Below are 26,807 nucleotides of genomic sequence, written 5' to 3' on the forward strand. Positions count from 1 at the left end.
ATTTTTTGATTGCCAACATTCCGAAGAACAGAAGACAATTTCGAATAACTCAATACCTGTGAATGTCCACACAGATTTCTTGTTTAGATTGTTAAAGAACGTTGCTAACATGAACATCTTTCGATTTTTCATTCAGCGGCCGTTGACGCTAGGTCGTTGGCTTGGGGTGCGTATTCTACGCTTTCCCGGGTTGGCGTCAAGTGTTTTTTCAAACTTTCTTTTCGCCTTGAACTCTGTGTTTTGAAGCACTTAATTCAACCTGACTCAGTAACCGCTTGCGCTGTCTGCCGTGTCAGTGGATGCGCATTATAGGCACCACACGGTTTTGCGCAAGGCCTTTTTTAAAGCTTTTAGCAAAAAAGCAATCAACCGAATACTAATCAAACAACTCGGTACTAAAAACACACAACCGTGTTCGATTTTGCTCAATTAAGCTTCAGATAATACAAAGGAGTAGATTAACTAATATAAAACCGGATAATAATTATAGTACATATTTAAGATTTAGATAAAAAAGATATGATTTAATGAATATGTTGGCAAGTCACAACGATTACCTCAGCTCTCTATATAGTAGAGGAACTAACTACGTAAACTCTATTGTTAGATGCTATTGAAGAAAATCACTCTATAGTTAACTTTCATTTTTCTCGTTGGAAATATCAGTACTATTGATGTCATCGATGGTTGAGTGTTGTTGTGTCTCTGTTTTATTCAATTCATCGCCAACGATGTGGACCACTTTTAACTTCTTAATCGCTTTAATCGTGATAACAGGTCCAGATAGTGCATATATGTAGAAACCAAGACAAAGGATGATGGCTGGTTCTACAGAAATAATAACGAACACACCTACGAGCAATAACATCACCACGAAATTTACTTTCCCTCGCCAATCGACTTCCTTAAAGGAGTGATAGCGAAAGTTACTGACCATGAGTAGTCCTGTTAATGCAGTAATCAATGCGGCAAGGTAATTTATATCGGTAGGGTCAAGCTCATATTTAGAACCACTCCAAATACTTCCAGCGATTAAGGCTGCTGCAGCGGGACTAGCTAGACCTTGAAAATAACGTTTATCGGCAACACCAACTTGGGTATTGAAACGAGCTAATCTCAATGCTGCACAAGCACAGTAGATAAAAGCAGCTAACCAGCCTACTTTACCTAAATCTTGCAATGCCCAATTATAAGCAAGGATCGCTGGAGCCATGCCAAAAGAAACCATATCGGCCAAACTATCATATTCAGCCCCAAAATCACTTTGAGTATTGGTTAACCTTGCGACTCTGCCATCTAGTCCGTCACAAATCATAGCGATAAAGATAGCAATTGACGCTAACTCAAAATGACCGTTCATTGATGAAATGACAGCATAAAAACCAGAAAATAGCCCTGCGGTAGTAAATAAGTTAGGTAATAGGTAAATACCTTTATTTTTTACTGGGTGATTAGGTGAATTTTGCATACACTTTACACATTATCGTTTTAGTTGTTGGATTTATACTCAAAGATAGCATATTTTGAAATATCCAAGCATAACGTCAATTAGCTCTGGGAAACTCACATGGGAATTACGCGTTTAGTTTTTGGCTTAGCCACTTTTGCATTTAGTACATGTTTATTTGCCGCGACCATTTACACTTGGGTGGATGATGCTGGCGTTGTACATTACAGCCAGCAACAGCCCCTAAATGTAGATGCAAGCAAGATTTATAGTGAGGATATGGAACCTGCTAAAATTGGCACTTACACACCACAAAAAAAAACCGCTGTTAACGTGGAATCTGAATTAGAACAATCAGCAAAAATCATTAATGAAAAAGACAAACAACAAGCCAAAGACATCTGTGAAAGTGCTAAGCACAGCCTGAGTGTATTGAACACTCACAGCAAATTAAATCAACAAGATAAAACTACTGGTGAAACTGTCTCAATGACAGAAGAACAGAGGCAAGCAGCTATTACTGAAAATACCGAACGGGTCAGGTTATTTTGTCAAAGTAAATAATAACAAAGGGAGCTAATGCTCCCTTTGTTCAAAAACGTTAGCTGATAATGCTAGATAACATTATTGATTGAAGGCTAGCTTGCCATCTTCTACTACGACTTTAATCATTTTACCTGGCAATAATTGACCTCGCAGCAATTTTTGGGCTAAAGGATTCTCTACTTCTTGCTGCAATGCTCGTTTTAAGGGTCTTGCACCATAAACAGGATCGAATCCAGCTTCAGCAATTAATGATAAAGCCTCATCAGATAATTCAATATCGAACTCTTTCTCGATCAAACGTTTGCGCAATAATTCAAATTGAATACTGGCAATGTGTTTGATATTTTCGGCGTCTAAGGGATGGAATACCACAGACTCATCAATTCGATTTAAAAACTCTGGACGGAAGCTTTGCGTCACAACATTCATGACTCCAGCTTTCATATCTTCATAACTCGTATGACCAAAGCCCTCTTGGATAATATCTGAGCCAAGGTTAGAGGTCATGATGATGACAGTGTTTTTAAAATCAACCGTTCTGCCTTGACCATCAGTTAAACGGCCATCATCTAATACTTGCAACAACACATTAAATACATCTGGATGAGCTTTCTCAACTTCGTCTAACAAGATAACTGAATAGGGCTTACGGCGAACCGCCTCAGTTAAGTAACCGCCTTCTTCATAACCCACATATCCGGGAGGGGCACCAACTAAACGCGAAACGGTGTGTTTTTCCATAAATTCAGACATATCTATGCGCACAAGAGCTGATTCTGAATCAAACAAAAACTTAGCTAGCGATTTACACAGCTCTGTTTTACCCACACCTGTAGGCCCAAGGAACAAGAACGAACCTATTGGACGTTGTGGATCGGCAAGACCTGCACGACTACGACGAATAGCATTAGATACTGCCTCTACAGCCTCATTTTGGCCAATTACACGCTCATGCAATGCATCTTCCATATGCAATAGTTTTTCACGCTCACCTTCGAGCATTTTTGAAACAGGGATACCAGTCGCTTTTGATAGAACTTCAGCAATCTCGACCTCAGTCACTTTATTACGTAACAGTGTCATATCTTGCATTTCTGCTTGCGATGCTAAATCTAGTTGCTTTTCGAGCTCAGGAATACGCCCATACTGTAATTCAGACATCCGCGTTAAGTCACCCGCACGACGAGCTACTTCTAAATCCATTCTCGCCTGTTCGAGATCGGCTTTAATATGTTGTGTGCCTGCTAATGCTGCTTTCTCGGTATGCCAAATCTCATTCATCTCAGAAGCTTTACTTTCGACATCCCTCAGTTCATGTTGTAAAAACTCAAGACGTTTACGACTGGCCTCGTCTGACTCTTTACTTAACGCTTGTTCTTCCAGCTTAAGCTGAATAGCACGGCGCTCTAATCGATCAAGCACTTCGGGCTTAGAATCAATCTGCATCCTGATACTCGATGCGGCTTCATCAATTAAGTCGATAGCTTTGTCAGGCAGTTTACGGTCTGAAATATAACGATGCGACATGGTTGCAGCTGCAACAATAGCAGGATCAGTTATTTCAACATGATGATGTAATTCGTAACGCTCTTTTAAACCACGTAAAATGGCAATGGTGTCTTCAACGCTCGGTTCATCAACAATTACTTTTTGAAAACGGCGTTCAAGTGCAGCATCTTTTTCAATATATTGACGATATTCATCAAGTGTTGTTGCGCCGACACAATGCAAATCACCACGTGCTAAAGCAGGCTTAAGCATATTACCAGCATCCATTGCGCCCTCGCCCTTACCTGCGCCGACCATGGTATGCAGCTCATCAATAAACAGAATGACCTGACCTTCCTCTTGGGATAGCTCATTCAATACTGCTTTTAACCGTTCTTCAAACTCACCACGATATTTGGCTCCCGCAATTAACGAGCCCATGTCTAATGACAATACCCGTTTATTTTTAATCCCTTCAGGGACTTCACCATTCACAATACGCTGAGCTAAACCTTCAACAATGGCAGTTTTACCGACACCAGGTTCACCAATTAATACCGGATTATTTTTAGTACGGCGTTGTAGCACTTGAATCGTGCGACGAATTTCCTCATCACGACCAATAACAGGGTCTAACTTACCTTGCTCTGCGCGCTCGGTTAAATCTACGGTAAATTTTTTCAATGCTTGGCGTTGATCTTCAGCATTGGGATCATCAACTTTCTGCCCGCCACGCATGTCTTCAATGGTTTTTTCCATTAACTCTTTGCTTGCACCAGAATCTTTTAATGCTTTGGCAAGGGGGTCATTATTTTCTAATGCCGCCAAGACAAACAATTCAGATGAAATGTATTTGTCTTTGCGCTTTTGCGCTAACTTATCGCATAGGTTTAGTAAACGAATTAACCCTTGTGATAACTGAACATCACCACCAGTACCTTCAACTTGTGGAAAACGCTCCAACTCTTGGCTCACCGCGGAACGAAGCGCGCTAACACGAATGCCTGCTTGCGTAAGTAAAGAATGGATAGAACCAGAATCTTGATTTAACAGCGCCATCATTAAATGAATAGGTTCAATAAATTGATGATCGCGTCCCAATGCTAATGATTGGGCATCAGAAATGGCAATTTGAAACTTATTAGTCATACGATCGAGTCTCATACAACCTCCTAGGATCTGATACATGTGGAATGGGAAATTAATTCAGAAATGAATAATTTGTTAACTTAAAGATGGGGGCATTTAATGTAAACTCAAGGTTAAAACTTAATCTGGATCAAAAAATTGTTGATTTTTTATACTTGAAAGTTGTTACCAATAATAACTTAAGATTTAAGCCAAATGAGAGAAGCCATTCGTCCCGTTTGCTTGTCACGACGATAAGAAAAGTAATCAGGTTCAGAAAAGGTACACACATCTGCGCTATAAGTTTGAGTAACGCCTGCTGTAGATAAACGCAACTTAGCTAAGCCGACTAAATCAGCTAAATATTTAGCATTATTCTGAACAAAATGAGTTGCAGCTTGCTGATTTTTATTGATAAAAGCATCACGAACTTCACTACCAACTTCAAATGCACAAGGACCTATTGCAGGCCCTAAGTATGCGATTAATGCTGACGGTGGAGAATGAAACATCGCCAATGCTTGCTCGATGATGCCCTCACACAAACCGCGCCACCCGGCATGAACTGCGGCAACTTCAGTGCCTTGTTGATTACATAGTAATATTGGTAAGCAATCGGCCGTCATTACCGTACATACATGGCCAAACTGATTACTGTAACTACCATCAGCTAATGCTATCGCGCTACCTGGCATCAATGTTTGTACATCAACAACCTTAGTACCATGAACTTGCTCAAGCCAGATTGGCTCAGCAGGTAATGATAATTGCTGAGTTAATATTGCACGATTAGCGAATACATCTTGAGGCTTATCACCAACATGTAGCCCTAAATTTAAACTATCAAACGGGCTAACACTGACGCCACCAAAACGATTTGTCATCGCTATGGCAACGTTAACAGGTATTGGCCAATCGTGCTCAAGCATTATAAATACACTATCGGATTAAGCTCAGTATCGACTCGTAGTGCTTTTGTCAGCTCAACCATGTCATCAGGGATCGGCGCATGCCAAGTCATGATTTCACAGGTAAATGGATGAGCAAGTTCTAAACGCACTGCATGTAAAGCTTGGCGCTTAAAGTTTTTGAGTAATTCAAAAAACTCTGGGCTCGCTGATTTAGGCGGACGAGGACGACCACCATAAACCGGATCGCCAACTAACTCATGACCAATATGCGCCATATGAACACGAATTTGGTGAGTACGACCAGATTCCAGACGCAAACGTAAACGCGTATGAGCTCGGAACTTTTCAGACACACGATAATGAGTCACCGATGGGCGACCACCATGGATAACGGCCATTTGAGTACGTCTAGTTGCGTGACGTTCAATAGGTTCATCAACCGTGCCACCTGCCGTCATAGTGCCTAATACAATCGCTTCATACTCGCGAACAATATCACGAGCCTGTAATGCGGCAACCAAATGCGTTTGTGCTTCAACTGTTTTAGCAACAACCATTAGCCCTGTAGTGTCTTTATCTAAACGATGAACAATACCTGCTCTTGGTACATGTTCAATATCTGGACAATGGTATAATAAAGCATTCATCAACGTACCGTCTGCATTACCAGCGCCAGGATGAACAACTAAACCAGCTTGCTTGTTAATGACAATAATATGGTCGTCTTCATAAATAATATTTAAGTCGATATTTTGCGCTTTAGCACTCACTTCTTCTTCAAGTGTTGCCGTTACTTCTATCAACTGAGACTCGAAAACCTTTTCCCGTGGCTTGTCGACTGTGATACCGTCAATAGTAATTGCACCAGATAGGATCCATTCCTTGATGCGTGTACGCGAGTAGTCAGGGAACAAACCAGCTAATGCTTGGTCTAATCTCAGACCGGTTTGTGTTGCTGTGATCTCGCTTTTTAGATTAATCTCTTGTGTCATAGGAACCGTACCCCAGTTTAGGGGTCCAAAGTGAATGTGCTATCTGTTACAATCGGATGTTTTCTATTTTACCGTGAAATGGAAAAATTCTTAACAACAACTTAAAAAGAATTGAATTCAAGTATGTATAAAATTGCCCAAGGTGCCGCCCTAGTATTACTTTCACTGGCTATAACAGCCTGTAGTAGCAGTCCAGAAGACGATGATGTTGCCAGTAAAGCATCACCTGATGTCCTGTACTCTCAAGCAAGAACGTCAATGGAATTAGGTAATTACTCTAAAGCCGTTCGTTCACTTGAAGCATTGGACTCTCGTTTTCCATTTGGTCCGCACAAAACTCAAGTTCAATTAGACTTGATTTATGCGTATTACAAAATGGATGATGCTGCCTCAGGAGTTGCCAATATTGATCGCTTTTTACGCCTCAATCCAACGCATCCTAATATAGATTACGTCTATTATATGCGTGGTTTAACCAATATGCAGGCAGATAATTACTTATTTCACGATTTAATGAATATTGATCGTACCGATCGTGATCCAAAAAATGCTCAAGATGCATTTAAAGATTTTGATCGATTGATTAAATCGTATCCAAATAGCAAGTATTCTGCTGATGCACAACAACGTATGCAGTTCTTAAAGAACCGTTTGGCTAAATATTCAATTCAAGTTGCAGAATATTATATCAAAATGAACGCATGGAGTGCAGCTGCTGTTCGTGCTCAATCAGTTATGGAGAAGTTTCCAGGAACACCTTCAACTGAACGGGCATTAGAAATTATGGCTAAAGCGTATGACGAATTAGGTCAGGAAAAATTACAGCAAAACGTTAAAACTGTAATGAAAGCAAACTTTCCAGCTAATGAAATATTATCTAACTAGTCATCATTCATACTCTACGACTGTTAATTATTGTTTCACATTAAACGCTCCTTGGAGCGTTTTTTTATACCTGATTTATCTGCCTTGGCAATTTGAGTCTCTATATATTCAATATTTTTTACTTGTTATGGTAACCACACCAGTAAAAGAGGCACCATAACACCATTTACTCTAGTTACCATCATAGGAGTGAAGTATTTATTACACTATGGTACTTCGGCTGAATAACATTCGATACGCCCAAAATACATCCAAACAAATCGATTTTTGATATAAATATAAAAAACAGGTTGACTCAATGGGTCAAAATCCTTTAAATTGCGTCCGTCGCCCGAATAGCTCAGTCGGTAGAGCAGAGGATTGAAAATCCTCGTGTCCCTGGTTCGATTCCGGGTTCGGGCACCATATTTATATTGGTGGCGACAGCGACTAATAGAATAAAGTTATTTCTCGATACATGTTTTGCAGGTGTGGTGGAATTGGTAGACACGTCAGCTTCAGGTGCTGATGCTCGTAAGGGCGTGGAGGTTCAAGTCCTCTCACCTGTACCAAATAACTTTATCCGTTTTAACAAAAAGGCCTCGTATTGCGAGGCCTTTTTGTTTTTGTTGCCGGTATCACTTTGACGAGTGTTAAAGCCACATATTATTTAACGGCTCAGGTAGCCTATCAACTGGATTACTCTACTGTATCGTTAATGGTTAGTGCATTGGCAATGCAATCAGTTGAACGTTAACGCTACAATATCGCTATCTCGTTACGCTCTATCAAACAGTTTGTTCACTGACGAGTCTATCAACTCGCCAGAAAAATCTGCGACAACATAAAACAGCGATTACATCGGCTCAATATAATCCACCATTAACTGCACAGTTTGATTACCTCTAAACTCGTTCACATCAAGCTTATAGACCACACGAGCATGTTTAATGGTTGCATCGGGCCATATTGCTAAATCCACATTAAAAGCAATACCGTCTAACATCGCGCTGCCACATTCCGTTTCAAGTAATAATTTTAAGTGTTTTTCACCCACTATACGCTGCTGTACTACCTTGAATACACCATCAAATAGTGGTTCTTCAAACGACTGCCCCCATGGCCCTGCATTTCGTAATAAAAAGGCAGTATCAAGCGTCATTAACTGGCTCGATAACTCACCATCAGAGAGTAGCTCCCCCGTCAGCTGTTCATAATCTAATACTTCTCTTACCGCATCATCATAAGCTTGCTTAAACTGCTCAAACACATTTGCTTTTAACGATAGCCCTGCTGCCATAGCGTGACCACCAAACTTGGTTATCATTCCAGGAAAGCGACCATTAATGCGTTCGAGTAAATCTCGCATATGCAGGCCTTTAATCGAACGGGCAGAACCTTTTATTACACCATCACCCGCATCGGCAAAAGCAATAACCGGACGATGATAACGATCCTTAATCCGTGAGGCCAAAATACCAATAACACCTTGATGCCAATCATCCTGAAAAATGGCGATGCCCCACGGTAAATCAGCTTCATTGAGTGACACTTTCGATAAACTTTTTAATGCCTCTTGTTGCATGCCCGTTTCAAGTTCGCGGCGCTCTTGGTTTAATCCATCTAATTCCGCTGCCATTCTTCTGGCTAACATGATGTCTTCACACAGTAAGGTTTCAACCCCTAGCGCCATTTCATCTAAACGCCCAGCTGCATTGAGTCGAGGCCCTACCGCAAAACCAAAATCAGCAGCAACAATTTTTTCAGGACTCCGTTTCGCCACCTCAAGCAATGCAGTAATGCCAACACGACAGCGGCCACTTCTGACTCGCTGCAAACCAGCATTAACGAGAATACGGTTATTAGTGTCTAACGACACAACATCAGCGACAGTACCTAAAGCGACAATATCAAGCAATGTGCCCAGATTCGGCTCAGTGATTTGCTGTTGTTGATACCAATTACGCTGCCTTAATTGCGCACGTAAAGCAGACATTAGATAAAACGCCACCCCAACACCGGCAATAGACTTACTGGCAAACTGGCAACCAGGCTGATTAGGATTAACAATAACATCAGCATTGGGCAAGGTGCTGCCAGGTAAATGATGATCTGTCACGACAACAGTCATTCCTAACAATTTTGCAGCTGCCACCCCTTCAATTGAAGATATTCCATTATCAACGGTAATGAGTACATCAGCATTTTTAGTAAAAGCCACCGCAACAATTTCAGGGCTTAAGCCATAACCATAATCAAACCGATTAGGAATAAGGTAATCAACATGTTTTGCCCCCATCATTTTCAGCGCCAGCATACATACACTAGTCGACGTCGCACCATCAGCATCAAAATCCCCAACAATCAAAATTGATTGCTGCGCAGCAATAGCATCCGCAATAATCACGGCGGCTTCTGCTAGCCCTTTCATACTATCTGGGCGTAATAACTTACTTAGCATTAATTCGCAGTTATCTTCATTGACGCCACGGCGAGCATAGAGCTGTTTCAATAATGGCGATAAAGAAGCGGGTAAATGACTATCATCAACCTGAGGACGACGGACTATTTTATGAGACAAAAGGCAACCTTAAACGGGTAATTAGAGAATAGAGCATAACAAAAAGGTGAGCCTAAGCTCACCTTGATTTTACGTTTTTAGCACACACTTTACGACGTTGATTTACTAGTCTGATTTATAAATTCGATTCAATCGTACGTAATAAATCAGCCGGAGCTTGATAGCCAGGTACCATCACACCATTTTCTAAAATCAGTGCCGGTGTACCGTTAATCCCGAACGACATACCTAATTTATACTGGGCCGCAATATCAATATCACAACTTGCCGCTTTAACATTACCACCCGCTTTAGCTTCTGACATCGCTTTTAAAGGATCTTTAGCACACCATACCGCTTGCATCTCGTCTGCATTAGCAGAAGGAATACCTGCACGAGGATAAGCTAAATAACGAATAGTAATACCTAAATCATTATAGCCTTGCATTTGATTGTGTAGCTTGCGGCAATAACCACAGTCTACATCGGTAAATACCGTGACAACATGTTTCTCATTTTTCGCTTTGTAAACCAACATCTCATCTTCAAATGGCTTAAGTAACTCTATACGAGGTCCAGCCAATGCAGCCTCGGTTAAGTTTTTCATGCCTTTATCCATGTCATACAAATTGCCATGAATGAGTTTTGTGCCATCTTTGGTGACGTATAATACACCGCGGTCTGTTAGTGCTTGATATAAACCGTCGATTGGAGATTGTTGAATGAGCATCACGTTGACACCCAAGGTTTCAGTGAGTTTTTGCTTTAACGCTGATTCATTGGACACATCGGTCGCAGGTGCCGCTGACACAATAGGGGCAATAATAAGGCTGGCAACAAGGGCGAATGCTTTAGTTAACTTCATGGTAATTCCTATATTACACGGGTTCATAATCAATAGACCCGACTTCGTAAGCAAAACTTACAGATTTAATTTCGCTAGCGCAACAAATACTCATAATCTTAAATGTAAGGATTTGAAACCTACACAGATACAAATCACACTAAGCTAACCGCGTGGATGATGTTGGCTATGCAGTTGCTGTAAGCGCACTTTAGCAACATGTGTATAAATTTGAGTGGTCGATAAATCACTGTGACCGAGTAATAATTGTACCACACGCAAATCCGCGCCATGGTTAAGTAAATGGGTAGCAAAAGCATGGCGTAACGTATGTGGTGATAAATGACATTGAATACCCGCCCTGGCCGCATACAATTTAATCCGATGCCAAAAGGTTTGTCTGGTCATCATTTGCCCACGACGTGAGGGAAACAATACATCTGACTGCTTCATACTTAATAGCTCGGCACGAGCAAACTTGATGTACTGCTCAACAGCTGTAATGGCTAGCTCACCTAAAGGGACCAAACGCTCTTTGCCTCCTTTACCCATCACCCTCACCAAACCTTGGCGTAAACTAATTTGCTCCATCGTTAAACTCACCAATTCGGTTACCCGCAGCCCTGTAGCATACAACAGCTCTAACATGGCTTTATCTCGGTACTCGATAGGATCATCAATATTTGGCTCTGATAATAAATTATCTATTTGCGCCTCAGACAATGTATCCGGTAATTGACGAACTAACTTGGGCGACTTGATTAATGCTGTAGGGTCTTGGCTTATTTTCTGTTTAACTAATAAGTAAGCATAAAAACGTCGTAAACTACTGAGAAGTCTCGCTGTGCTACTTTTAGCAAATTGTTTATCAAAACGTTCAGCAAGATAGTCACGCAGTAAGGCCTGGTCAACTTGCAGTAAATCCTTACCTTTGGTCAAAACATAACGTTCAGCATTTTGTAAATCTGTACGATAAGATACCAAGGTATTATCACTTAGCCCGTTAGTTGACCACAAGTCATCAAGAAACTGGTTAATTAAGGGATCGGGTTGATAAGCAGGTTTGGCCAAAGCGGTATCCAATAAATAATAAAAAACGACGTTAGATAATCTATCATAACGTCGTTATATTGATCTGTTAATTATGATCTATTTAACAATTAAGCATCCGCTTTTTGAGCCTGATTTTGAGGTAAAAACAAACACACAATTGCTGTTAACGCAGTAGGTAGCAACCAAGCCATCCCCTCTGCATGCAGTGGCATAAAGTCAAGGAAGCTCATGTCCATGCCTGCCGTTTGTAACCCATCAAAGATACCGAAAAACAGTGCAACACTCAGCACGACTCGATGCGAAAAAGCAGGTCTAGCAAAGCGTTCTGTCAAAAAAGTTACCAATACCAATGCTATCGCAACGGGGTAAATAGTCATTAACACAGGAATACTGATGCTTATTAATTGCGATAAACCTACGTTAGCGACAGTGGCACATATCACACTTAATAAAACCACTAGTAACTGGTACGATAATTTTGGCATTAATTCATTGAAGAATTCAGAGCAGGCTGTAACTAAGCCAACGGCCGTCGTTAAGCAAGCAAGCGTTACAACCGTTGACAGCATTAAGGTACCAATATTACCAAAATGATGAGTCACATAGTTTGTTAAAATTTGGCCGCCATTGTCTGCACCAATAGCAAAATCGCCTGCTGAAGCACCAAGATAAAACAACGACACATACACAAACGCTAAACCACCAGCAGCAATAAATGCTGCACGAACTAAATACTTAGTTTGATCGGCGGCATCGTTTACGCCTTTTTTGCGTAACAAATCGATGATTAACATACCAAACATCAATGATGCCAAGGTATCCATGGTGTTATAACCTTCAATAATTCCTTTGGTTAATGGACTATTAATATATTCACCGACCGGAAGGTTCACCTCTGCGCCAGGAAGAATAATCACTGAACTGGCTAACCCCACCAAGAGTAAAATCAATACTGGCGTAAGTATTTTACCTACGCTATCGAGTAATTTTCCTGGAAATAAAGATAAAAACATCACAATGGAGAAAAACACTAAAGTATAAATAAGTTGCGCAATACTAAACTCTTTGCCGCCAAGCATCATTAACGCATCAGGATTACTAATAAAAGGTCTAGCGCCAATTTCGAACGCCACCAACGCAGTACGTGGGGCCGCAAATGCTGGGCCAATGATAATATAAATCGCAATGGCTAATGCTGTGGCAGCAAACGCAGGTAATAGCGCCATCACTTTACCGTTAGCTTTCGCAACGGCAATTAACCCTATCAGTGGCATACCCACTGCGGTAATTAAGAAACCGAACATCGCAAAAGACATATTCTCGCCAGCAAGCATGCCAGCAAAAGGTGGGAAAATTAAGTTACCCGCACCTAAAAAAAACGCAAAGGTCATAAACCCTAACCCTAGCGTATCAGTCACACTCATTTTAGTTGTTTGCACTACTAGCCTCGTTTTATTGTTATGTTTTTTAACAAACCTAATTGATTACGCCATAATTAGCTACTGCTGAGCTGAACGAACAATAAATTGTAAAGTTAAAAATACACTTAGAAAATAGTAAACTTTGTTAAGAGAGTAACGAAAATGACTCGCTAGCTCAGTATTCAGCATGACATCCCTGTCAAATAGCCTTAATTAGACTTTTTACTCGATTTTACGAGTAAAAAAGCGCGCAAACTAATATCAAATATCGCCTTAATACTCAAGCACCAGCCCCCTAAACAATTAAAAAAAACTATTTAGTTACGATTTATGGCAAGACTTGTGTACATATCCACCACATCTATGATTTTAAAGTTAATTTGTCGTAACAAAAAGTCAACGGTACAGGTCAGAGGGAATTAACACGCGACAGTAAAAATCAAAGCGGTTATGATCTTATTCGAGTAATTCATACAATCGAAAGAGTAATCAATTATCTATGTCTTTTACGTTTAAGCAATTTCATATCGATGATCAACAGTGTGGTATGGCCGTCAGTACTGATGCAGTTTTACTCGGTGCTTGGGCTGAACTAACTCAATCAAGGCATATTCTGGATATTGGTGCAGGAAGCGGTTTGCTCAGTTTAATGGCAGCACAACGTAGTCCTCGCCACACGAGTATTATTGCAGTAGAAATAGACAATGCAGCCGCAAAGGCTTGCCAATTTAATATTAAACAAAGCCCTTGGTCAGAGACGGTGCAACTCTTTCACGGTGCTATTCAAGACTTTCAACAACTGCACAAAAAGAATGATGAGCCATTATTCGACCATATTATTTGTAATCCACCCTACTTTGAGCAGGGCACACAAGCCAAAAATAGCGCACGAGCTGACGCCAGGCATACTAATACCTTGCCCTTTGCCGAATTGCAGAGCGTGATTAGCCAATTACTTGCTCCGCAAGGTACGGCAAGTGTTATTTTGCCACTGCAAAGTTTAGCCAGTTTTACTCAACAACTTAACACTTATGGTCTATTCGTTGCTAAGCAGCTTGATATCATTAGCATTGAAGGAAAGGTAGCTAACCGATCAATATTGGCAATCCAGCACTACCCAACAACAACGGAGCCACAAACACTCACTCATCCTGCTGTTGAAACTCAGTATCATCAAATGACGATCCGCGACAAACAAGAGCGATATAGCGAAACGATGATAGATTTATGCCGCCCATTCTACTTAAAGCTTTAGCCTGCTCAATAGGTCAGCTATAATACTCAACTATTTTTCAGCGAGACCAGCGCATGCAATTTGAAGATTTCCAGCTCGACCCTAGCTTATTAGAGTCACTCAAGGCCATGGGACACAACACCCCTACCACCATTCAGCAGCAAACTATTCCATTGGCCATGGATCAGCGGGATATTTTAGCGCGTGCGCCAACTGGCACCGGTAAGACGGCCAGTTTTTTACTGCCTGCTTTACAGCACCTTATTGACTTCCCTCGTCGTTTTGAAGGCCAAGCACGTATTTTGGTGCTAACGCCAACGCGTGAATTAGCCAGTCAAATTCATCGTTATGCAAGTCATTTAGCCACTGGGCTTGAGCTTAATATCGTGATTATTACTGGTGGTGTTCCATATGGCCCACAAGAAGAAGCACTTGCAGACAATGTTGATTTATTAATCGCCACCCCAGGTCGATTAATGGAATACCTAGATAAAGACAAATTTGACGCCACTGAAGTTGAAATTTTAATTATTGATGAAGCTGACCGCATGCTTGATATGGGTTTCTCATCAGTAGTGCAATCAATTGCCATTGAAGCTCAAGGCCGCAAACAGAACATGCTGTTTTCTGCCACGCTTGAAGGTAATGGGGTTAACCGTTTCGCTCGCGACTTATTAACCGATCCCGTAATGGTCGATGTTGAAGCGCCACGCAGTGAAAAAGCTAAAGTACACCAGTGGGTTCACTTGGCCGACGATCAAGCACATAAATTTGCATTGTTATGCCATATTCTTCAACAAGAAAATGTTACGCGCACCATTGTGTTTGTTAAAACTCGCGAAATGGTCGCCAGCCTTGAAGGCTTATTACTAAAAGCCAATATCCCATGTGCATTTATGCGCGGCGATATGGAACAGAAAAAACGTTTCCAAGCATTGGGTCGTTTTTCTAAAGGCGAAGTTAATGTGCTTTTGGCGACAGATGTTGCAGCTCGAGGAATCGATGTTGATGACATTACTCATGTGATTAACTTTGACATGCCACGTTCTGCTGACGCCTATGTTCATCGAATTGGCCGTACCGCTCGCGCTGGCGCAAAAGGAACCGCAATATCACTAGTTGAAGCGCACGATATGCGTATTGTGTCTAAAATTGAACGATACATTGAGATCCCACTGAAACGTCGTGTGATTGAAGAACTTCGTCCTAAACACAAAGAAGCTAAAGTGCCTGGTAAGAAAAAAGCCAATGCAAAAGATGCTCGAGTTAAATCGAAAAAATATAAGAAAAAGTAACTTTTAGGCAGCTTTTTGCAGTGTCCTAAAACACATTGACCAACTAGTATTAAAGCGAATTACTCAGTGATTCGCTTTTTTTATCCCTAAAGCGCTATATATCATCATTAACTAGACCGAATACCGCCACAAAGTGTCAAGATATGTCAATTTATGCACAAAAAACACCCACCAACAAAATAGACTCTAAACCATTAATGGCTATGGATTAATACTTTCATACTGTATTTTATTCTTGCTAAAACATATCAAAAAAACCAACTTATTAAGCGTTAATCGTAGAATCATAAAAAACACAAATTTTTGAAACATTTTATTTACATCAGGCTATTTAGATAAACGTCATACTCTGTTAATTTAGATGCAATGAGTAATAAAATGAATCTGAATGAACATGTTAGCCAACGAAGTTAACTGTCTTTAGCATTATTTCAGCATGGATACGCAAAAGAAATGATAAAAATCATACTAAGAAGATTGTCACCACTCTTGATCATTATTGTATTTGTTGGGCTAGCCCTGGCACTTATTAGCACCCAAGAGACACCCGAGCAAAAAGATGAAGCCATCAATGTACCGATAATTGATGTACAAACCGTTACGCCGCAAACCTTATCGCTTAACTTACCCTCCTATGGTGTGGTTAACCCTAAATATAAAACTCAACTTGTCACCGAAGTTCAAGGGCGCATGCTAAGTATTTCAGCCAATTTTGTTGCCGGTGGCGTAGTTAAAAAAGGCGAGCAACTAGCCATTATCGAACCATCTGATTACGAAGCTGACCTTATTCAGGCCGAAGCGACTGTCGCACAGGCCACTGCAGCATTAAATGAAGAGAAAGCCCGCGGTGTTGTGGCTAAAATTGAATTTAAAGATTTTGGTAAAGGCTTACCGCCAGAACTTGGGTTACGTATCCCACAACTGAAAAAAGAACAAGCCAACGTCAAGTATGCAGAAGCGGCATTAGCCCGTGCACAACGTAACTTAGCCCGCACCGTTATTCGCGCACCATTTGACGGCATCATTAAGGCCCGCAATGTCGACTTAGGCCAATATGTCACGTTAGGCACAAATTTAGGTGAACTATACGACACCAGTATCGCCGAAATCAGATTGCCGTTAGCAAATGAAGATCTCGCTTATTTAGAGTCGGTCGATAATCCTGAAACAGCAGTCACACTCACAGCATTGCTGGCGGGTAAACAAGTCTCTTGGCAAGGCAATATAGTGCGCAGCGAAAATGTCATCGACGAACAAACTCGCATGGTCTATTTGGTAGCAGAAATTCATGATCCCTATTTGCGTAACAACAAAACCGAAGGCCAACTACCTTTAAAATACGGCAGTTTTGTTAATGCCGTGATCACAGGTCGAACCGTTAATGATGTGGTAAAACTGCCTCGCCATGTAGTACGAAATGGTCAAGTTGCTGTAGTAAGTGCCGACAATATTATCGAAATACGCCCAGTGAATATTATTCGCTCAGACGTTGACTCCATTTATATTCAAGGCAGTTTCAAAGCGAATGAGCGCGTATCAACCACTAGCATCAACAGCTTAAACTCTGGACAAGCCATTAAAGTACTTGGTGAAGAAACCAAAACTGAACCAGTCGATACTGACACCCAAGCCGCTACGACTGCAGGTGAATAATAATGGATACTAATAAAGGAATTATCGCCTGGTTTGCTCGCAACAGTGTCGCCGCCAACTTACTGATGGCAGCCTTGCTTATTGGCGGTTTGTTTAGTGCTGTGCTTATTAATAAAGAAATTTTTCCAACGTTTGAATTAAATCTCATCAATATCAATGTGGCCTATCCTGGCGCTGCGCCACAAGAAATTGAAGAAGGGATTAATATAAAAATCGAAGAAGCTATTCAAGATATTAGCGGCATTAAAAAAGTGACGTCTGTTGCCAGTGATAGTGTTGGCTCGGTGACGATTGAAGTCGAAGACGGCTACGAAGTGCAGCAAGTACTAGATGAAGCAAAACTGCGTATTGATGCCATTGCGACCTTCCCAGATAACATCGAAAAACCCAACATTTATCAAATAAAGCCAGAAAACAATGTCATTTGGGTGTCTGTCTATGGCGACATGACGCTACATGACATGAAAGAAATGGCTAAAGCGATCAGAGACGACATCACCGATTTACCTGCCGTCACTCGTGCAAAAGTCACTGGTGTTCGAGACTATGAAATTGGCATTGAACTGTCTGAAGACAAGTTACGCGAATATGGCATTACATTTACTCAAGTCGCTTTAGCGGTACAAAACTCATCGATTGATTTACCCGGCGGTTCTATTCGGGCCCAAGACGGTGACATCTTGCTGCGTACTAAAGGCCAAGCTTATACTGCTGATGACTTTGCCCAAATTGTGGTAGAGACTCGCGCAGATGGCAGCCGAATTATGTTACCGCAAGTCGCTACCATTAATGATGATTTTGAAGAGCGTTTAGAGTACACCCGCTTTAACGGTAAACCTGCTGCCGTCATTGAAATTACCAGTATTGATGATCAAAATGCGTTAGATATTTCATCTCAAGTTAAAGCCTACGTTGCTGAACGTAAAAAAAGCTTACCAAGCAATATTCAGCTTGATACCTGGGGTGATTTAACTCACTACTTGCAAGGTCGTTTAAACATGATGTTGTCGAACATGTTTTATGGCGCCCTGCTGGTGTTTATTATTCTGGCTTTGTTCTTAGACCTTAAACTCGCTTTTTGGGTAATGATGGGCTTACCGGTGTGCTTTTTGGGCACCATGTTATTAATGCCAATTGAACCGTTTAACATGTCGATTAACATGTTGACCTTATTCGCGTTTATTCTGGTGCTGGGGATAGTCGTCGACGATGCCATTGTCATCGGCGAAAGTGCCTATACCGAATTAGAAGAAAACGGCCACTCGTTGGATAACGTCGTAAAAGGTGTGCAAAAAGTAGCCATGCCCGCCACATTTGGGGTACTCACCACTATTGCGGCCTTTATCCCGATGATTATGGTGTCTGGGCCCATGGGGATTATTTGGAAATCCATCGGTATGGTGGTGATTTTGTGTTTAGCGTTTTCGCTGATCGAATCAAAACTGATTCTACCTGCGCATTTGGCCCACATGAAAATCAAAAAACGCACTACACCGACTAACATTTTCTCGCGCTTTAAATTTGCCCTTAATGAATGGTTACAACACTTTATTCATAATACCTATCGTCACTTTTTAGAACGTTGTATTACGCGACGATATAGCGTGGTGGCGGTGTTTATTGGGGTACTAATTTTGTCGCTTGCATTAGTGCAAAGTGGCAAAGTACGCTGGGTTTTCTTCCCTGATATTCCATCAGATTTTATTCAAGTCCAGCTTGAAATGGAAGAAGGTAGCTCTGAGCAGAACACCCTAAAAGTACTGCAACAAGTTGAGGATGCGTTATATAAGATGAACGCCAAGCTTGAAGAGCAATACGGTTACCCAATGGTAAAACACAGCTATATCGAACTTAGTTCACGCAGCAGTGCGTTTGTGTTTACTGAACTGACTAAAGGCGAAGACCGTGAAATCGACGGCGTCGCAATTGCGGAAGAGTGGCGTAATCAATTACCTGAGTTATTGTCAGTTAAAAAGCTTAACATCAATGCCAGTACCAACGATGCCGGCGGCGATTTATCTTTTCGCTTAACCGCAACCGACTTAGACCAGTTATCTGAGGCCGCTAAGGTACTTAAAGCAAAACTAGCCACTTACGAAGGCGTGTATGATATTACCGATAACTTCTCATCGGGTTCACACGAGATCCGCTTAAACATTCGTCCAGAAGCCGAAGCGCAAGGATTAACACTGTCAGATTTAGCTCGCCAAGTCCGTTACGGTTTTTATGGTTATGAAGCCCAACGTATTTTGCGTAATAAAGAAGAAGTGAAAGTCATGGTACGTTACCCACTTGAGCAGCGCCGCACTGTGGGCGATCTTGAAAACATGCTTATCCGCACCCCGTCAGGCGCAGCGGTACCGTTTTCAACGGTAGCCAATATCGAACTGGGTGAGTCATATGCATCGATCACCCGAGTTGATGGTCGCCGAGCAATTACCATTAGTGCCAATGTGAATAAAAACAATGTTGAGCCATCTAAAGTGGTCGCCGAAATTCAGGAAGACTTTTTACCTGAACTCACCGCGCGCTTCCCCAAAGTGGCTTCAGCTTTAGATGGTGGCAGTTTAGATGAGCAAAATGCCATGCTGGGTTTAGCCCAAGGCTTCTTTTTTGCCATGTTCACCATTTATGCTTTAATGGCTATCCCTTTAAAATCGTACACACAACCGTTAATCATTATGTCGGTGATTCCGTTTGGCATGATTGGCGCCTTGTTTGGCCACTATATTCTTGGTTTATCCATGAGCGTGTTAAGTTTGTGCGGAATTGTGGCATTAGCCGGGGTTGTGGTAAATGACTCGTTGATTTTGGTCGACTTTGTTAACCGCGCTCGCGAAGAGGGCAAATCGATAATGCAATCGGCTATCGATTCTGGTTGTTACCGTTTTAGAGCCATTATATTAACCTCGCTCACCACCTTTGTTGGCTTAGTGCCGATTATTATGGAAAAAAGCTTACAGGCTAAAATTGTTATCCCAATGGCCACATCGCTCGCATTTGGTATTTTATTTTCGACCGTAGTGACGTTAATTTTGGTGCCAATTTTGTACATCATTTTGGATGATATAAAACGCTTGTGGCAACGATTTTTCATTTGGTGGTGGCAACCTAAACCTGCTGAAAGTGAATTCAGATCTGACGAGCACCATTAATTGAATTAATCCCAATTGTTAACAAAAAAACAGAGCTAACTCAGCTCTGTTTTTTTTGCAGTAAAATCTGCGAGCTGAGCAACATAGTCACCATTAAAATTCAGCTAAAATGACCGCTATAATCTCTATGAAAGAAAGCCTGACATGAGCGACACAACTTTACCGATACCCACCTCACCTATACCAACCTTAGTTTACGATATCGGCAAGCACCGTTATCTCAACATTACCGCCAGGTGCACTTTAAGATGCCAATTTTGCCCCAAACATAATGGCTCAAATCAAGTACACGACTATGACTTATCACTCACCCGACGTATTACTGCTGAGGACCTGTTGCCCTTGTTAGGCGATGTTCATGAGGTTGAAGAATATGTCTTTTGCGGCTTTGGTGAACCAACTCTAAACCTTGACTGCTTACTGCAAGTTGCTCATGCAATAAAAGCACAAGGCGGTAAAGTACGCCTAAACACTGATGGCCTGGGTAATCACTTTCATCGACGCAATATTTTGCCAGAGCTCAGTCAATGTATCGACAGTTTGTCTATTTCGCTTAACGCCGATACACCTGAAAGCTATCAACAGCATTGCCGCCCTAAGCTTGCCAATTCGTACACTGCATTACTGGATTTTATTAAGCTTGCACCTCATTACATCCCTCTCGTTCAAGTAAGTGCCATTAACGGACTCGCAAATGTCAACATTGACCGCTGCCGCGATATCGCACAACAAAATGGCGTAGTATTTAAACAACGGGAACTCGATAACATTGGTTAAACAAATAGCGTCTAATCGCAGCTAGACGTTTTCGCCACTGCCGGCTTCATGCTAGTATTGCCACCAAGAGAATGCTAAAAAAGTGGCACCATGTCTAAACACAAAGCAGTGAGTTCTTCAAACTCGTTATTAATTTCTTCACAGGCAACTCATTGGTCGCAACAGCATATTCTTTCGCTGCTAAGCCAATTGATTATTTTATTAATAGCAGTGTTTATTGTCACTAGTATGGTGGTCAATTTAGGCGAGCGTCGCCTACAAGAAGATTGGGCAGACCAACGCTATAGTGAATTACAAACTGTCGCGTCCTTAGCGTCTGACAAAGTGTCATTTTTGCAGTTTAGAACCCAAATCATCGCCAAAGGTGAGTTACTGCGCCAATATCTGCAAAACCCATCAGAAAAGCTGCAATTAAAAACCATCGAAAACTGGGATTCATTAACTAACAATATTCCAGAACTGCTTGGGTTGGCATTGTTTAACCCTCAAGGACAACTCCAGTTTGCCACCACCGGTAGTTTCAATAACATGCAACTTCCCGCGGCATTATTAGGCTCGGGCAGAAATATGGGCGGCGACGACATTTACACTTCACCCATGGCATTTACTCCCATTGATGGCATCTTAGAGCCCTATTTTTATCAGTTATCATGGATAGAAAATCCAGACCAAAGTATCAAAGGGTATTTAGTCACTTACAATTCGATCGTTAAATTACTTGAAACTATAAAACCGGCTTTTTTTAATCAAAATTCACCATTGCTCATGCTGGATACTCAAGGCTTCCTCTATGCAGGAGCCAACCAACCTGCACCACTAGACAATATGCCCGATGCACTTGGAGCAAGTTTAAAGCAGTCTTACCCAGAATTGTGGCGAGTGATGGCTATGAATAACTTTGGCCAGTTTCACAGCCATGATGCCACTTTCGTGTATTTAAAAGTCGAGTTAACCAGTCAATATGAGACTAAAAGAGAATACTTTTTATTGTCTTATATTCGCCATGACGACATTGCCACTCGTTATGCACAATGGCGAATTGTAGTCATTATCGCTGGATGTCTCATCGCACTGTTAGCCAGTTTATTGATTATACTAAGACATCGATTTGTACTCGAGCGACGCGCAAAGCAAAATAGCGTTCAATTGAGCAACGGTTTGTTTAACAGCGAATTAAGCTGCTTAATCGTTAATGATAACGGTCGAATCCAGAGCATTAATGCCAAAGCAGCTGCGGCATTATCTTTGCCAGTTGACGCTCTTAAAGACCGCAGTTTACAACGAGTGTTACACCTTGATGATGATCGCTTCAATCACATTAAAGAGACGTTAATTGAGAATAAGCAATGGCATGGTGAGATCAGTTTAGAAACGCTTAATAGTAGTATGTTGCAAACCCATATTCGCAGTAAAAAATGCCCTAACAGTAATGAGCATTATTGGTTAGTGACATTTGAAGACATTACCGCATTATTTGAAAGCCAGCGCCAAGCCTATCTCTATCAATTAATGAGTAGCGGAGCGGTTGCTACGGCACTCACCGATGCAAATGGATTAATAGTAAAATGTAATAACCAATTTGATAACCTGATGTCTTTACACGGAGACACCAATATTTCGATCACTGAATTACTCGGCGATGAGTTGAAAAATCAATGGCAAAATATTAGTGCACAAATTAGCTTGCAAGGAGAGTGGACTGCACAAATTATGCCATTTAACCACAGTCGTTATGAGCATTGTTTAAAAACGACGCTAGCAGGCCAGCTGACATTTGAAGGTGATATTGAATACCTTATTTGCACATTTGAACAGACAACCCCAACGGTGTCGGCCCAAAGTAGTAGCAACGTCATTGGCCATAGAAGTGCCATAGTGTTACGTTTAAATGAGCTAGAAAATTATTTTTTCAAACTTAGCGAGCTCACTAAAGAACATTCAAGCTTACTGGTAATGGACATTAACCCAGAAGGGATTTTCAGTAACATGGGTAACATGAGCCAGCTTGAAAAGCGCCAAAAAGACATTGAGCTACAATTATTGATTGAGTTACCGCTTAATTACCAAATAGCACAATGGCAGCTCGGAAAGCTCGTTATCTTACTGACCGAAACAAATGCAAACTCTGCACATCAATATGCGATTAATATGCTTCAAAGTCTTGAAGAAAAGAATTTAGGTGAAGGGATTAACATTGGTATCGCCAGCTATTTGCAGCCACAAAGTTTGGATACATACCTTGCTAACGCTGAAATAGCCTTAAAAAGAGCTAAACAATCTGTTGACCAGAACATTTGCCAAGCCTTTACTCGTCCTACGAATAAACAAAGTAGCACTTAAAGTAACAATTAAAGTAATAACCGCCGTAAAATTGATAGATTAAATCACCTGACGCAGTATTGTGTAACGTCAGGTGATATTCAATTTGCACGGTTGTTTAATCAATGGATAATGCCCATTCATTGGGCTACTCGATGAACATCAACATACTATTATGGTGTCCAACCTAATCTTAAGCGTGTGGTTTCGGATGACTCACCACTTCAGGAAGGATCTCATCTGATTCGAGCCTGAAAGGCTGAACATTATCAGGTAGTTTACTTTCAGTAATTTCAACAATGCTTGAACGATTCATGGTCACTTTAAAGCGAGCATATTCAGGTTGTTGCTTTCCGTCACGTAACACCGCAACTAAATTGACTTGATAACGACGTTCAACAGACTCATTACTAATATTACCTTCACTTTCTGAGTATATTTTAGCTTTTCCTCGCTCTAAATGGCGGGCAAAAGGCACTAAACTGAAGTTCACTTGCTCTTGAATTTGTGAATAATCAGCCTCAAAAGGCTTATTTGCCACCTTAGTCGCAATACGATAATGCAGTACTTCCGAATCCACTTTATTCTGGCTGTGGCGTTGCCTCATAATATCTGCCACCGTTTTGGGAATATCTTGGCTGCGCATGAATTCGAGCCAAACTAACTGCTTAGCCACCACGGTTTGAGTAGTGGTATCCCGTAAAATACGGCTCCATCTTGGACGACCGCGTTGGATAAGCCGCCACATCGCATTACGAAAATCCTCTTTAAAGATTTCCCTGAAACCATAAATAACCGCTAACGTCAGCAACAAGGTCAAGGTTAAGCCATTAAAGAAACCTTGGGCTTTTATAATCAATGCCGATACCACCAACATCACCAACCCAGTGGCGACGCCAGTAACAAATTTCTTTAACCCTACTCCAAGCGGTTTTAATTCTTCTTTTAATACTACGCCTTGTTGAATGAGTCGACGCAATAGCAACATCTTATTTGAAATACGGTTAGCGTCTTGCTGGGTTTGCATAGAGTTATATTTGCATACTTGCTCGCGGTAGTGATTCTCGTTACGGCATAAATTGAGCACTTTTTCTTTAACATCACTATAGTCAGCACTTCTAGGACTACGTGCCAATGTCTTTAATAACTGCTGCTCACAAAACCAAGACAAGTAATTATCGGCATGCTCAAAATAAGATTTCCACTTAGGATCATTCGGTTCATTGCGTCGAAACTTTTTCAATAGTTGCGCAACCACATCACAAAGCTCATCTAAAGCAGGATAAAATTCATTTAATTCTAGTTTTTGGTGCAACTCTTTAACGTCAGTTTCAATGGCGACAGCAAATTGATAAGCGAATAAATTGAGGTATAAACGAAACTCTTCTAAGGTGCGTTTATTTAAACTGACGAAACGGGACTGAACTAAGGGTAAATGCAGCCCTTTAGAATAATAAGAACGACGCCCAAGAATACTACTGTGATAATAATCCTCTTCATCTAAGGTATGCGAACCAATACCCATTTCTGTTGGCAAATAAAAATACAGATCAAATACCCGTTGATCACCAGGGCCCATTTGATGACTGAACTTTATTGATAACGCTTCTTCTTGTTTTACTTTAACTTTTGCCACTATATATTTCACACACCTTTTAAAATTGACACATAACTACTATACCGCAATGGGAATATTAAGCTAAAAGTTAATTTTTTCAATCAAAATCAATCGGAAGTATTGGCTGATAGTAACTGACAGGACCAGATGTTATTACTTGGCAGAAATTTTAACGTTGCTCTCGTCAATGTATTATCTAAGTCAATTACCTGAATCTGCTGAGATACACTAGAACCAGCCATTAAGTGGTGAGCAGAAACACCATATTCATTTCGTAAATATGGTTGCAGCCGACTGTTTTGTTGCCAACTGATAGGTTGCAGTGTTAACGCTAAATGATAAGTAAATGAGCCAATATCAACATGTTTAACCTTACCTAATAGTTGAGCAATTTCGGTAGCGTCTGTTGCGGACTCGAGTTTATAAGTCAGCTGAGCTTGATGGTGATCAATGTCTAGCATTAACCATAAATTGCTTTTATCAACCGTTAACGACGACTCTCCTTGCTGACTGAAATAACCATCGGCATGGCAATTGAAATACCAAACATTATGGGTATTTGCAATGCGATTAAGCACACTGGTAGCAATGAATATAATGAGCAGAAAACTTAATACAAAAAAAGTTTGCCGCGTTTTGACTGTAGTAATCGGCGTATTTTAATATGTAATAATAGGGTTCTTAATCTAGCCACAAATGTGTACCTTTTGCAGCCATTGCTGGGTGATAAATGGCGCACCCATATTATCGATACTGACTTTGATACTATTAATTAATGGTGTCGCTTCACTGGAGTCGGTTAAAGTGAAACTCATATAATCTTGATTGGCCGACAAAGCAACGTGAATGGAATCCCAGCGAATATTGTGACAAAGCCGTAGTTGCGATGATAAGCAGTCCGCATGCAAAATGGCATCTTGCTGATTATTATTGCCAAACACAAACAACTGAACAATACGTCCATCAGGGCTTAGCACTTGTCGCAATACATCGGCTTGAGCAAACTCTGGAGGGTTAAGCTTAGAGTAAACAAATAATAATACACATAGTAGAATAACAATAATAAACAGATACTGACCTAAAGATAATAGCCGTTCAGGTAATTCCAAGATTTTAGTACGCTTAGCGGTTGCAGTTGAATATAAAATCACCCCCTGTTCAGGTACATATTCAATAAGGTTGGTATGGCGCTTACACATGTAATTAATAATTTTGCCGATAATATCGAGTAGTTCAGCATGAGATAATTGATGAGGACAGTCGCCAGAAATGGCCACTGTTTCAAGCATAGATAAGGGAACGACTTGACCACGATGCTGGACTAACTGGCTCAGAATCCAATACTCGTGATCATTTAAATGCCACTGGGCTGCCGTGGTCTGATCGACCAACAAACGTTGTGTATTGTCGAACCAACAACATCCTATTTGCATCGCCCTGTCTCAGTGTATCGACTGATTCAAAAAGTATACTCTCAAAGTGAGAGTTTAATGGATGTTAAG

Annotated in this window: 19 protein-coding genes and 2 tRNA genes; 10 read left to right on the forward strand and 11 right to left on the reverse strand. The window is 41.0% G+C overall.

Annotated elements, in window-relative coordinates; all coding sequences use genetic code 11:
• Nucleotides 1-634: 634 nt before the first annotated feature.
• Entirely contained in the window at nt 635-1,468 is an 834-nt protein-coding gene (gene pssA / locus AAEY98_RS10930) for a CDP-diacylglycerol--serine O-phosphatidyltransferase (protein ID WP_351016904.1), read from the reverse strand.
• Nucleotides 1,469-1,567: 99 nt separating this feature from the next.
• Here pssA and AAEY98_RS10935 point away from each other — a divergent pair, with 99 nt between their 5' ends.
• A complete protein-coding gene (locus tag AAEY98_RS10935; protein WP_350979041.1) occupies nt 1,568-2,011 on the forward strand; it encodes a DUF4124 domain-containing protein in 444 nt (147 codons plus the stop codon).
• A 60-nt stretch (nt 2,012-2,071) separates the two neighbouring features.
• Here AAEY98_RS10935 and clpB read toward each other — a convergent pair whose 3' ends face one another.
• The 3 genes from clpB to rluD all read right to left on the reverse strand — a co-directional run bounded on the left by clpB (nt 2,072) and on the right by rluD (nt 6,512).
• Nucleotides 2,072-4,645, reverse strand: a complete 2,574-nt coding sequence (gene clpB, locus AAEY98_RS10940) for an ATP-dependent chaperone ClpB (protein ID WP_335690913.1) — start codon at nt 4,643-4,645, stop codon at nt 2,072-2,074.
• Nucleotides 4,646-4,809: 164 nt separating this feature from the next.
• Nucleotides 4,810-5,538 carry a peptidoglycan editing factor PgeF gene (gene pgeF / locus AAEY98_RS10945; RefSeq protein WP_351016907.1) on the reverse strand — a complete coding sequence of 243 codons (729 nt, stop codon included), beginning with the start codon at nt 5,536-5,538 and terminating at the stop codon, nt 4,810-4,812.
• Nucleotides 5,538-6,512, reverse strand: a complete 975-nt coding sequence (gene rluD / locus AAEY98_RS10950; protein WP_059746300.1) for a 23S rRNA pseudouridine(1911/1915/1917) synthase RluD — start codon at nt 6,510-6,512, stop codon at nt 5,538-5,540. Before rluD ends, pgeF begins: the two co-directional genes overlap by 1 nt.
• 123 nt (nt 6,513-6,635) lie before the next feature.
• Here rluD and AAEY98_RS10955 point away from each other — a divergent pair, with 123 nt between their 5' ends.
• The 3 genes from AAEY98_RS10955 (at nt 6,636) to AAEY98_RS10965 (ending at nt 7,948) form a co-directional block, all read left to right on the forward strand.
• On the forward strand, nt 6,636-7,397 hold the full coding sequence (locus AAEY98_RS10955; RefSeq protein ID WP_101085344.1) for an outer membrane protein assembly factor BamD: 762 nt from the start codon (nt 6,636-6,638) through the stop codon (nt 7,395-7,397).
• 329 nt (nt 7,398-7,726) lie between these two features.
• Nucleotides 7,727-7,802, forward strand: a tRNA-Phe gene (locus AAEY98_RS10960).
• Nucleotides 7,803-7,861: 59 nt separating this feature from the next.
• Nucleotides 7,862-7,948, forward strand: a tRNA-Leu gene (locus AAEY98_RS10965).
• Between the two features lie 284 nt (nt 7,949-8,232).
• Here AAEY98_RS10965 and recJ read toward each other — a convergent pair.
• From recJ to brnQ, 4 genes are all read right to left on the reverse strand, one after another.
• Nucleotides 8,233-9,957 (reverse strand): single-stranded-DNA-specific exonuclease RecJ, encoded by a 1,725-nt coding sequence (recJ, locus tag AAEY98_RS10970; RefSeq protein ID WP_351016910.1) that lies wholly within the window; start codon nt 9,955-9,957, stop codon nt 8,233-8,235.
• A 115-nt stretch (nt 9,958-10,072) separates the two neighbouring features.
• Nucleotides 10,073-10,801: a bifunctional protein-disulfide isomerase/oxidoreductase DsbC gene (dsbC, locus tag AAEY98_RS10975; protein WP_101085342.1), complete on the reverse strand. Its 729-nt coding sequence runs from the start codon at nt 10,799-10,801 to the stop codon at nt 10,073-10,075.
• Between the two features lie 144 nt (nt 10,802-10,945).
• Entirely contained in the window at nt 10,946-11,851 is a 906-nt protein-coding gene (gene xerD / locus AAEY98_RS10980; protein ID WP_101085341.1) for a site-specific tyrosine recombinase XerD, read from the reverse strand.
• Between the two features lie 89 nt (nt 11,852-11,940).
• The gene (gene brnQ, locus AAEY98_RS10985; RefSeq protein WP_101085340.1) at nt 11,941-13,272 is read right to left on the reverse strand and encodes a branched-chain amino acid transport system II carrier protein; all 1,332 of its coding nucleotides are present in this window, start codon (nt 13,270-13,272) and stop codon (nt 11,941-11,943) included.
• A gap of 481 nt (nt 13,273-13,753) precedes the next feature.
• On the opposite strand from brnQ, the gene AAEY98_RS10990 reads away from it, so the two are divergent.
• The 6 genes from AAEY98_RS10990 (at nt 13,754) to AAEY98_RS11015 (ending at nt 23,708) form a co-directional block, all read left to right on the forward strand.
• Nucleotides 13,754-14,509, forward strand: coding sequence for a tRNA1(Val) (adenine(37)-N6)-methyltransferase (locus tag AAEY98_RS10990; RefSeq protein ID WP_101085339.1), 756 nt, complete (start codon nt 13,754-13,756; stop codon nt 14,507-14,509).
• 53 nt (nt 14,510-14,562) lie between these two features.
• Nucleotides 14,563-15,783, forward strand: coding sequence for an ATP-dependent RNA helicase SrmB (gene srmB, locus AAEY98_RS10995; RefSeq protein WP_101085338.1), 1,221 nt, complete (start codon nt 14,563-14,565; stop codon nt 15,781-15,783).
• 453 nt (nt 15,784-16,236) lie between these two features.
• Nucleotides 16,237-17,436 carry an efflux RND transporter periplasmic adaptor subunit gene (locus AAEY98_RS11000; protein WP_351016913.1) on the forward strand — a complete coding sequence of 400 codons (1,200 nt, stop codon included), beginning with the start codon at nt 16,237-16,239 and terminating at the stop codon, nt 17,434-17,436.
• 2 nt (nt 17,437-17,438) lie between these two features.
• Entirely contained in the window at nt 17,439-20,591 is a 3,153-nt protein-coding gene (locus AAEY98_RS11005) for an efflux RND transporter permease subunit (protein ID WP_162023819.1), read from the forward strand.
• 144 nt (nt 20,592-20,735) lie between these two features.
• The gene (locus AAEY98_RS11010; RefSeq protein ID WP_101085335.1) at nt 20,736-21,368 is read left to right on the forward strand and encodes a TatD family nuclease-associated radical SAM protein; all 633 of its coding nucleotides are present in this window, start codon (nt 20,736-20,738) and stop codon (nt 21,366-21,368) included.
• A gap of 90 nt (nt 21,369-21,458) precedes the next feature.
• On the forward strand, nt 21,459-23,708 hold the full coding sequence (locus tag AAEY98_RS11015; protein ID WP_182743225.1) for a PAS domain-containing protein: 2,250 nt from the start codon (nt 21,459-21,461) through the stop codon (nt 23,706-23,708).
• A 172-nt stretch (nt 23,709-23,880) separates the two neighbouring features.
• Here AAEY98_RS11015 and AAEY98_RS11020 read toward each other — a convergent pair whose 3' ends face one another.
• The 3 genes from AAEY98_RS11020 to AAEY98_RS11030 all read right to left on the reverse strand — a co-directional run bounded on the left by AAEY98_RS11020 (nt 23,881) and on the right by AAEY98_RS11030 (nt 26,738).
• Nucleotides 23,881-25,323: a hypothetical protein gene (locus tag AAEY98_RS11020; protein WP_101085333.1), complete on the reverse strand. Its 1,443-nt coding sequence runs from the start codon at nt 25,321-25,323 to the stop codon at nt 23,881-23,883.
• Nucleotides 25,324-25,412: 89 nt separating this feature from the next.
• Nucleotides 25,413-25,883 (reverse strand): hypothetical protein, encoded by a 471-nt coding sequence (locus AAEY98_RS11025; protein WP_351016917.1) that lies wholly within the window; start codon nt 25,881-25,883, stop codon nt 25,413-25,415.
• 108 nt (nt 25,884-25,991) lie between these two features.
• Complete coding sequence (locus AAEY98_RS11030; RefSeq protein ID WP_351016920.1) at nt 25,992-26,738, reverse strand: hypothetical protein; 747 nt, start codon at nt 26,736-26,738, stop codon at nt 25,992-25,994.
• Between the last annotated feature and the right edge of the window lie 69 nt (nt 26,739-26,807).

It is taken from the genome of Shewanella sp. AC91-MNA-CIBAN-0169 (assembly GCF_040310165.1).
Lineage (GTDB): Bacteria > Pseudomonadota > Gammaproteobacteria > Enterobacterales > Shewanellaceae > Shewanella.

Excerpts from the sequence above, each read along its gene's own strand:
- pgeF (WP_351016907.1), bottom strand. The coding sequence starts at position 5,538 with ATGCTTGAGCACGATTGGCCAATACCTGTTAACGTTGCCATAGCGATG.
- rluD (WP_059746300.1), bottom strand. The coding sequence starts at position 6,512 with ATGACACAAGAGATTAATCTAAAAAGCGAGATCACAGCAACACAAACC.
- AAEY98_RS10990 (WP_101085339.1), top strand. The coding sequence starts at position 13,754 with ATGTCTTTTACGTTTAAGCAATTTCATATCGATGATCAACAGTGTGGT.
- AAEY98_RS11010 (WP_101085335.1), top strand. The coding sequence starts at position 20,736 with ATGAGCGACACAACTTTACCGATACCCACCTCACCTATACCAACCTTA.
- AAEY98_RS10935 (WP_350979041.1), top strand. The coding sequence starts at position 1,568 with ATGGGAATTACGCGTTTAGTTTTTGGCTTAGCCACTTTTGCATTTAGT.
- AAEY98_RS11005 (WP_162023819.1), top strand. The coding sequence starts at position 17,439 with ATGGATACTAATAAAGGAATTATCGCCTGGTTTGCTCGCAACAGTGTC.
- clpB (WP_335690913.1), bottom strand. The coding sequence starts at position 4,645 with ATGAGACTCGATCGTATGACTAATAAGTTTCAAATTGCCATTTCTGAT.
- pssA (WP_351016904.1), bottom strand. The coding sequence starts at position 1,468 with ATGCAAAATTCACCTAATCACCCAGTAAAAAATAAAGGTATTTACCTA.
- srmB (WP_101085338.1), top strand. The coding sequence starts at position 14,563 with ATGCAATTTGAAGATTTCCAGCTCGACCCTAGCTTATTAGAGTCACTC.
- dsbC (WP_101085342.1), bottom strand. The coding sequence starts at position 10,801 with ATGAAGTTAACTAAAGCATTCGCCCTTGTTGCCAGCCTTATTATTGCC.
- AAEY98_RS11015 (WP_182743225.1), top strand. The coding sequence starts at position 21,459 with ATGTCTAAACACAAAGCAGTGAGTTCTTCAAACTCGTTATTAATTTCT.
- AAEY98_RS10955 (WP_101085344.1), top strand. The coding sequence starts at position 6,636 with ATGTATAAAATTGCCCAAGGTGCCGCCCTAGTATTACTTTCACTGGCT.
- AAEY98_RS11030 (WP_351016920.1), bottom strand. The coding sequence starts at position 26,738 with ATGCAAATAGGATGTTGTTGGTTCGACAATACACAACGTTTGTTGGTC.
- AAEY98_RS11000 (WP_351016913.1), top strand. The coding sequence starts at position 16,237 with ATGATAAAAATCATACTAAGAAGATTGTCACCACTCTTGATCATTATT.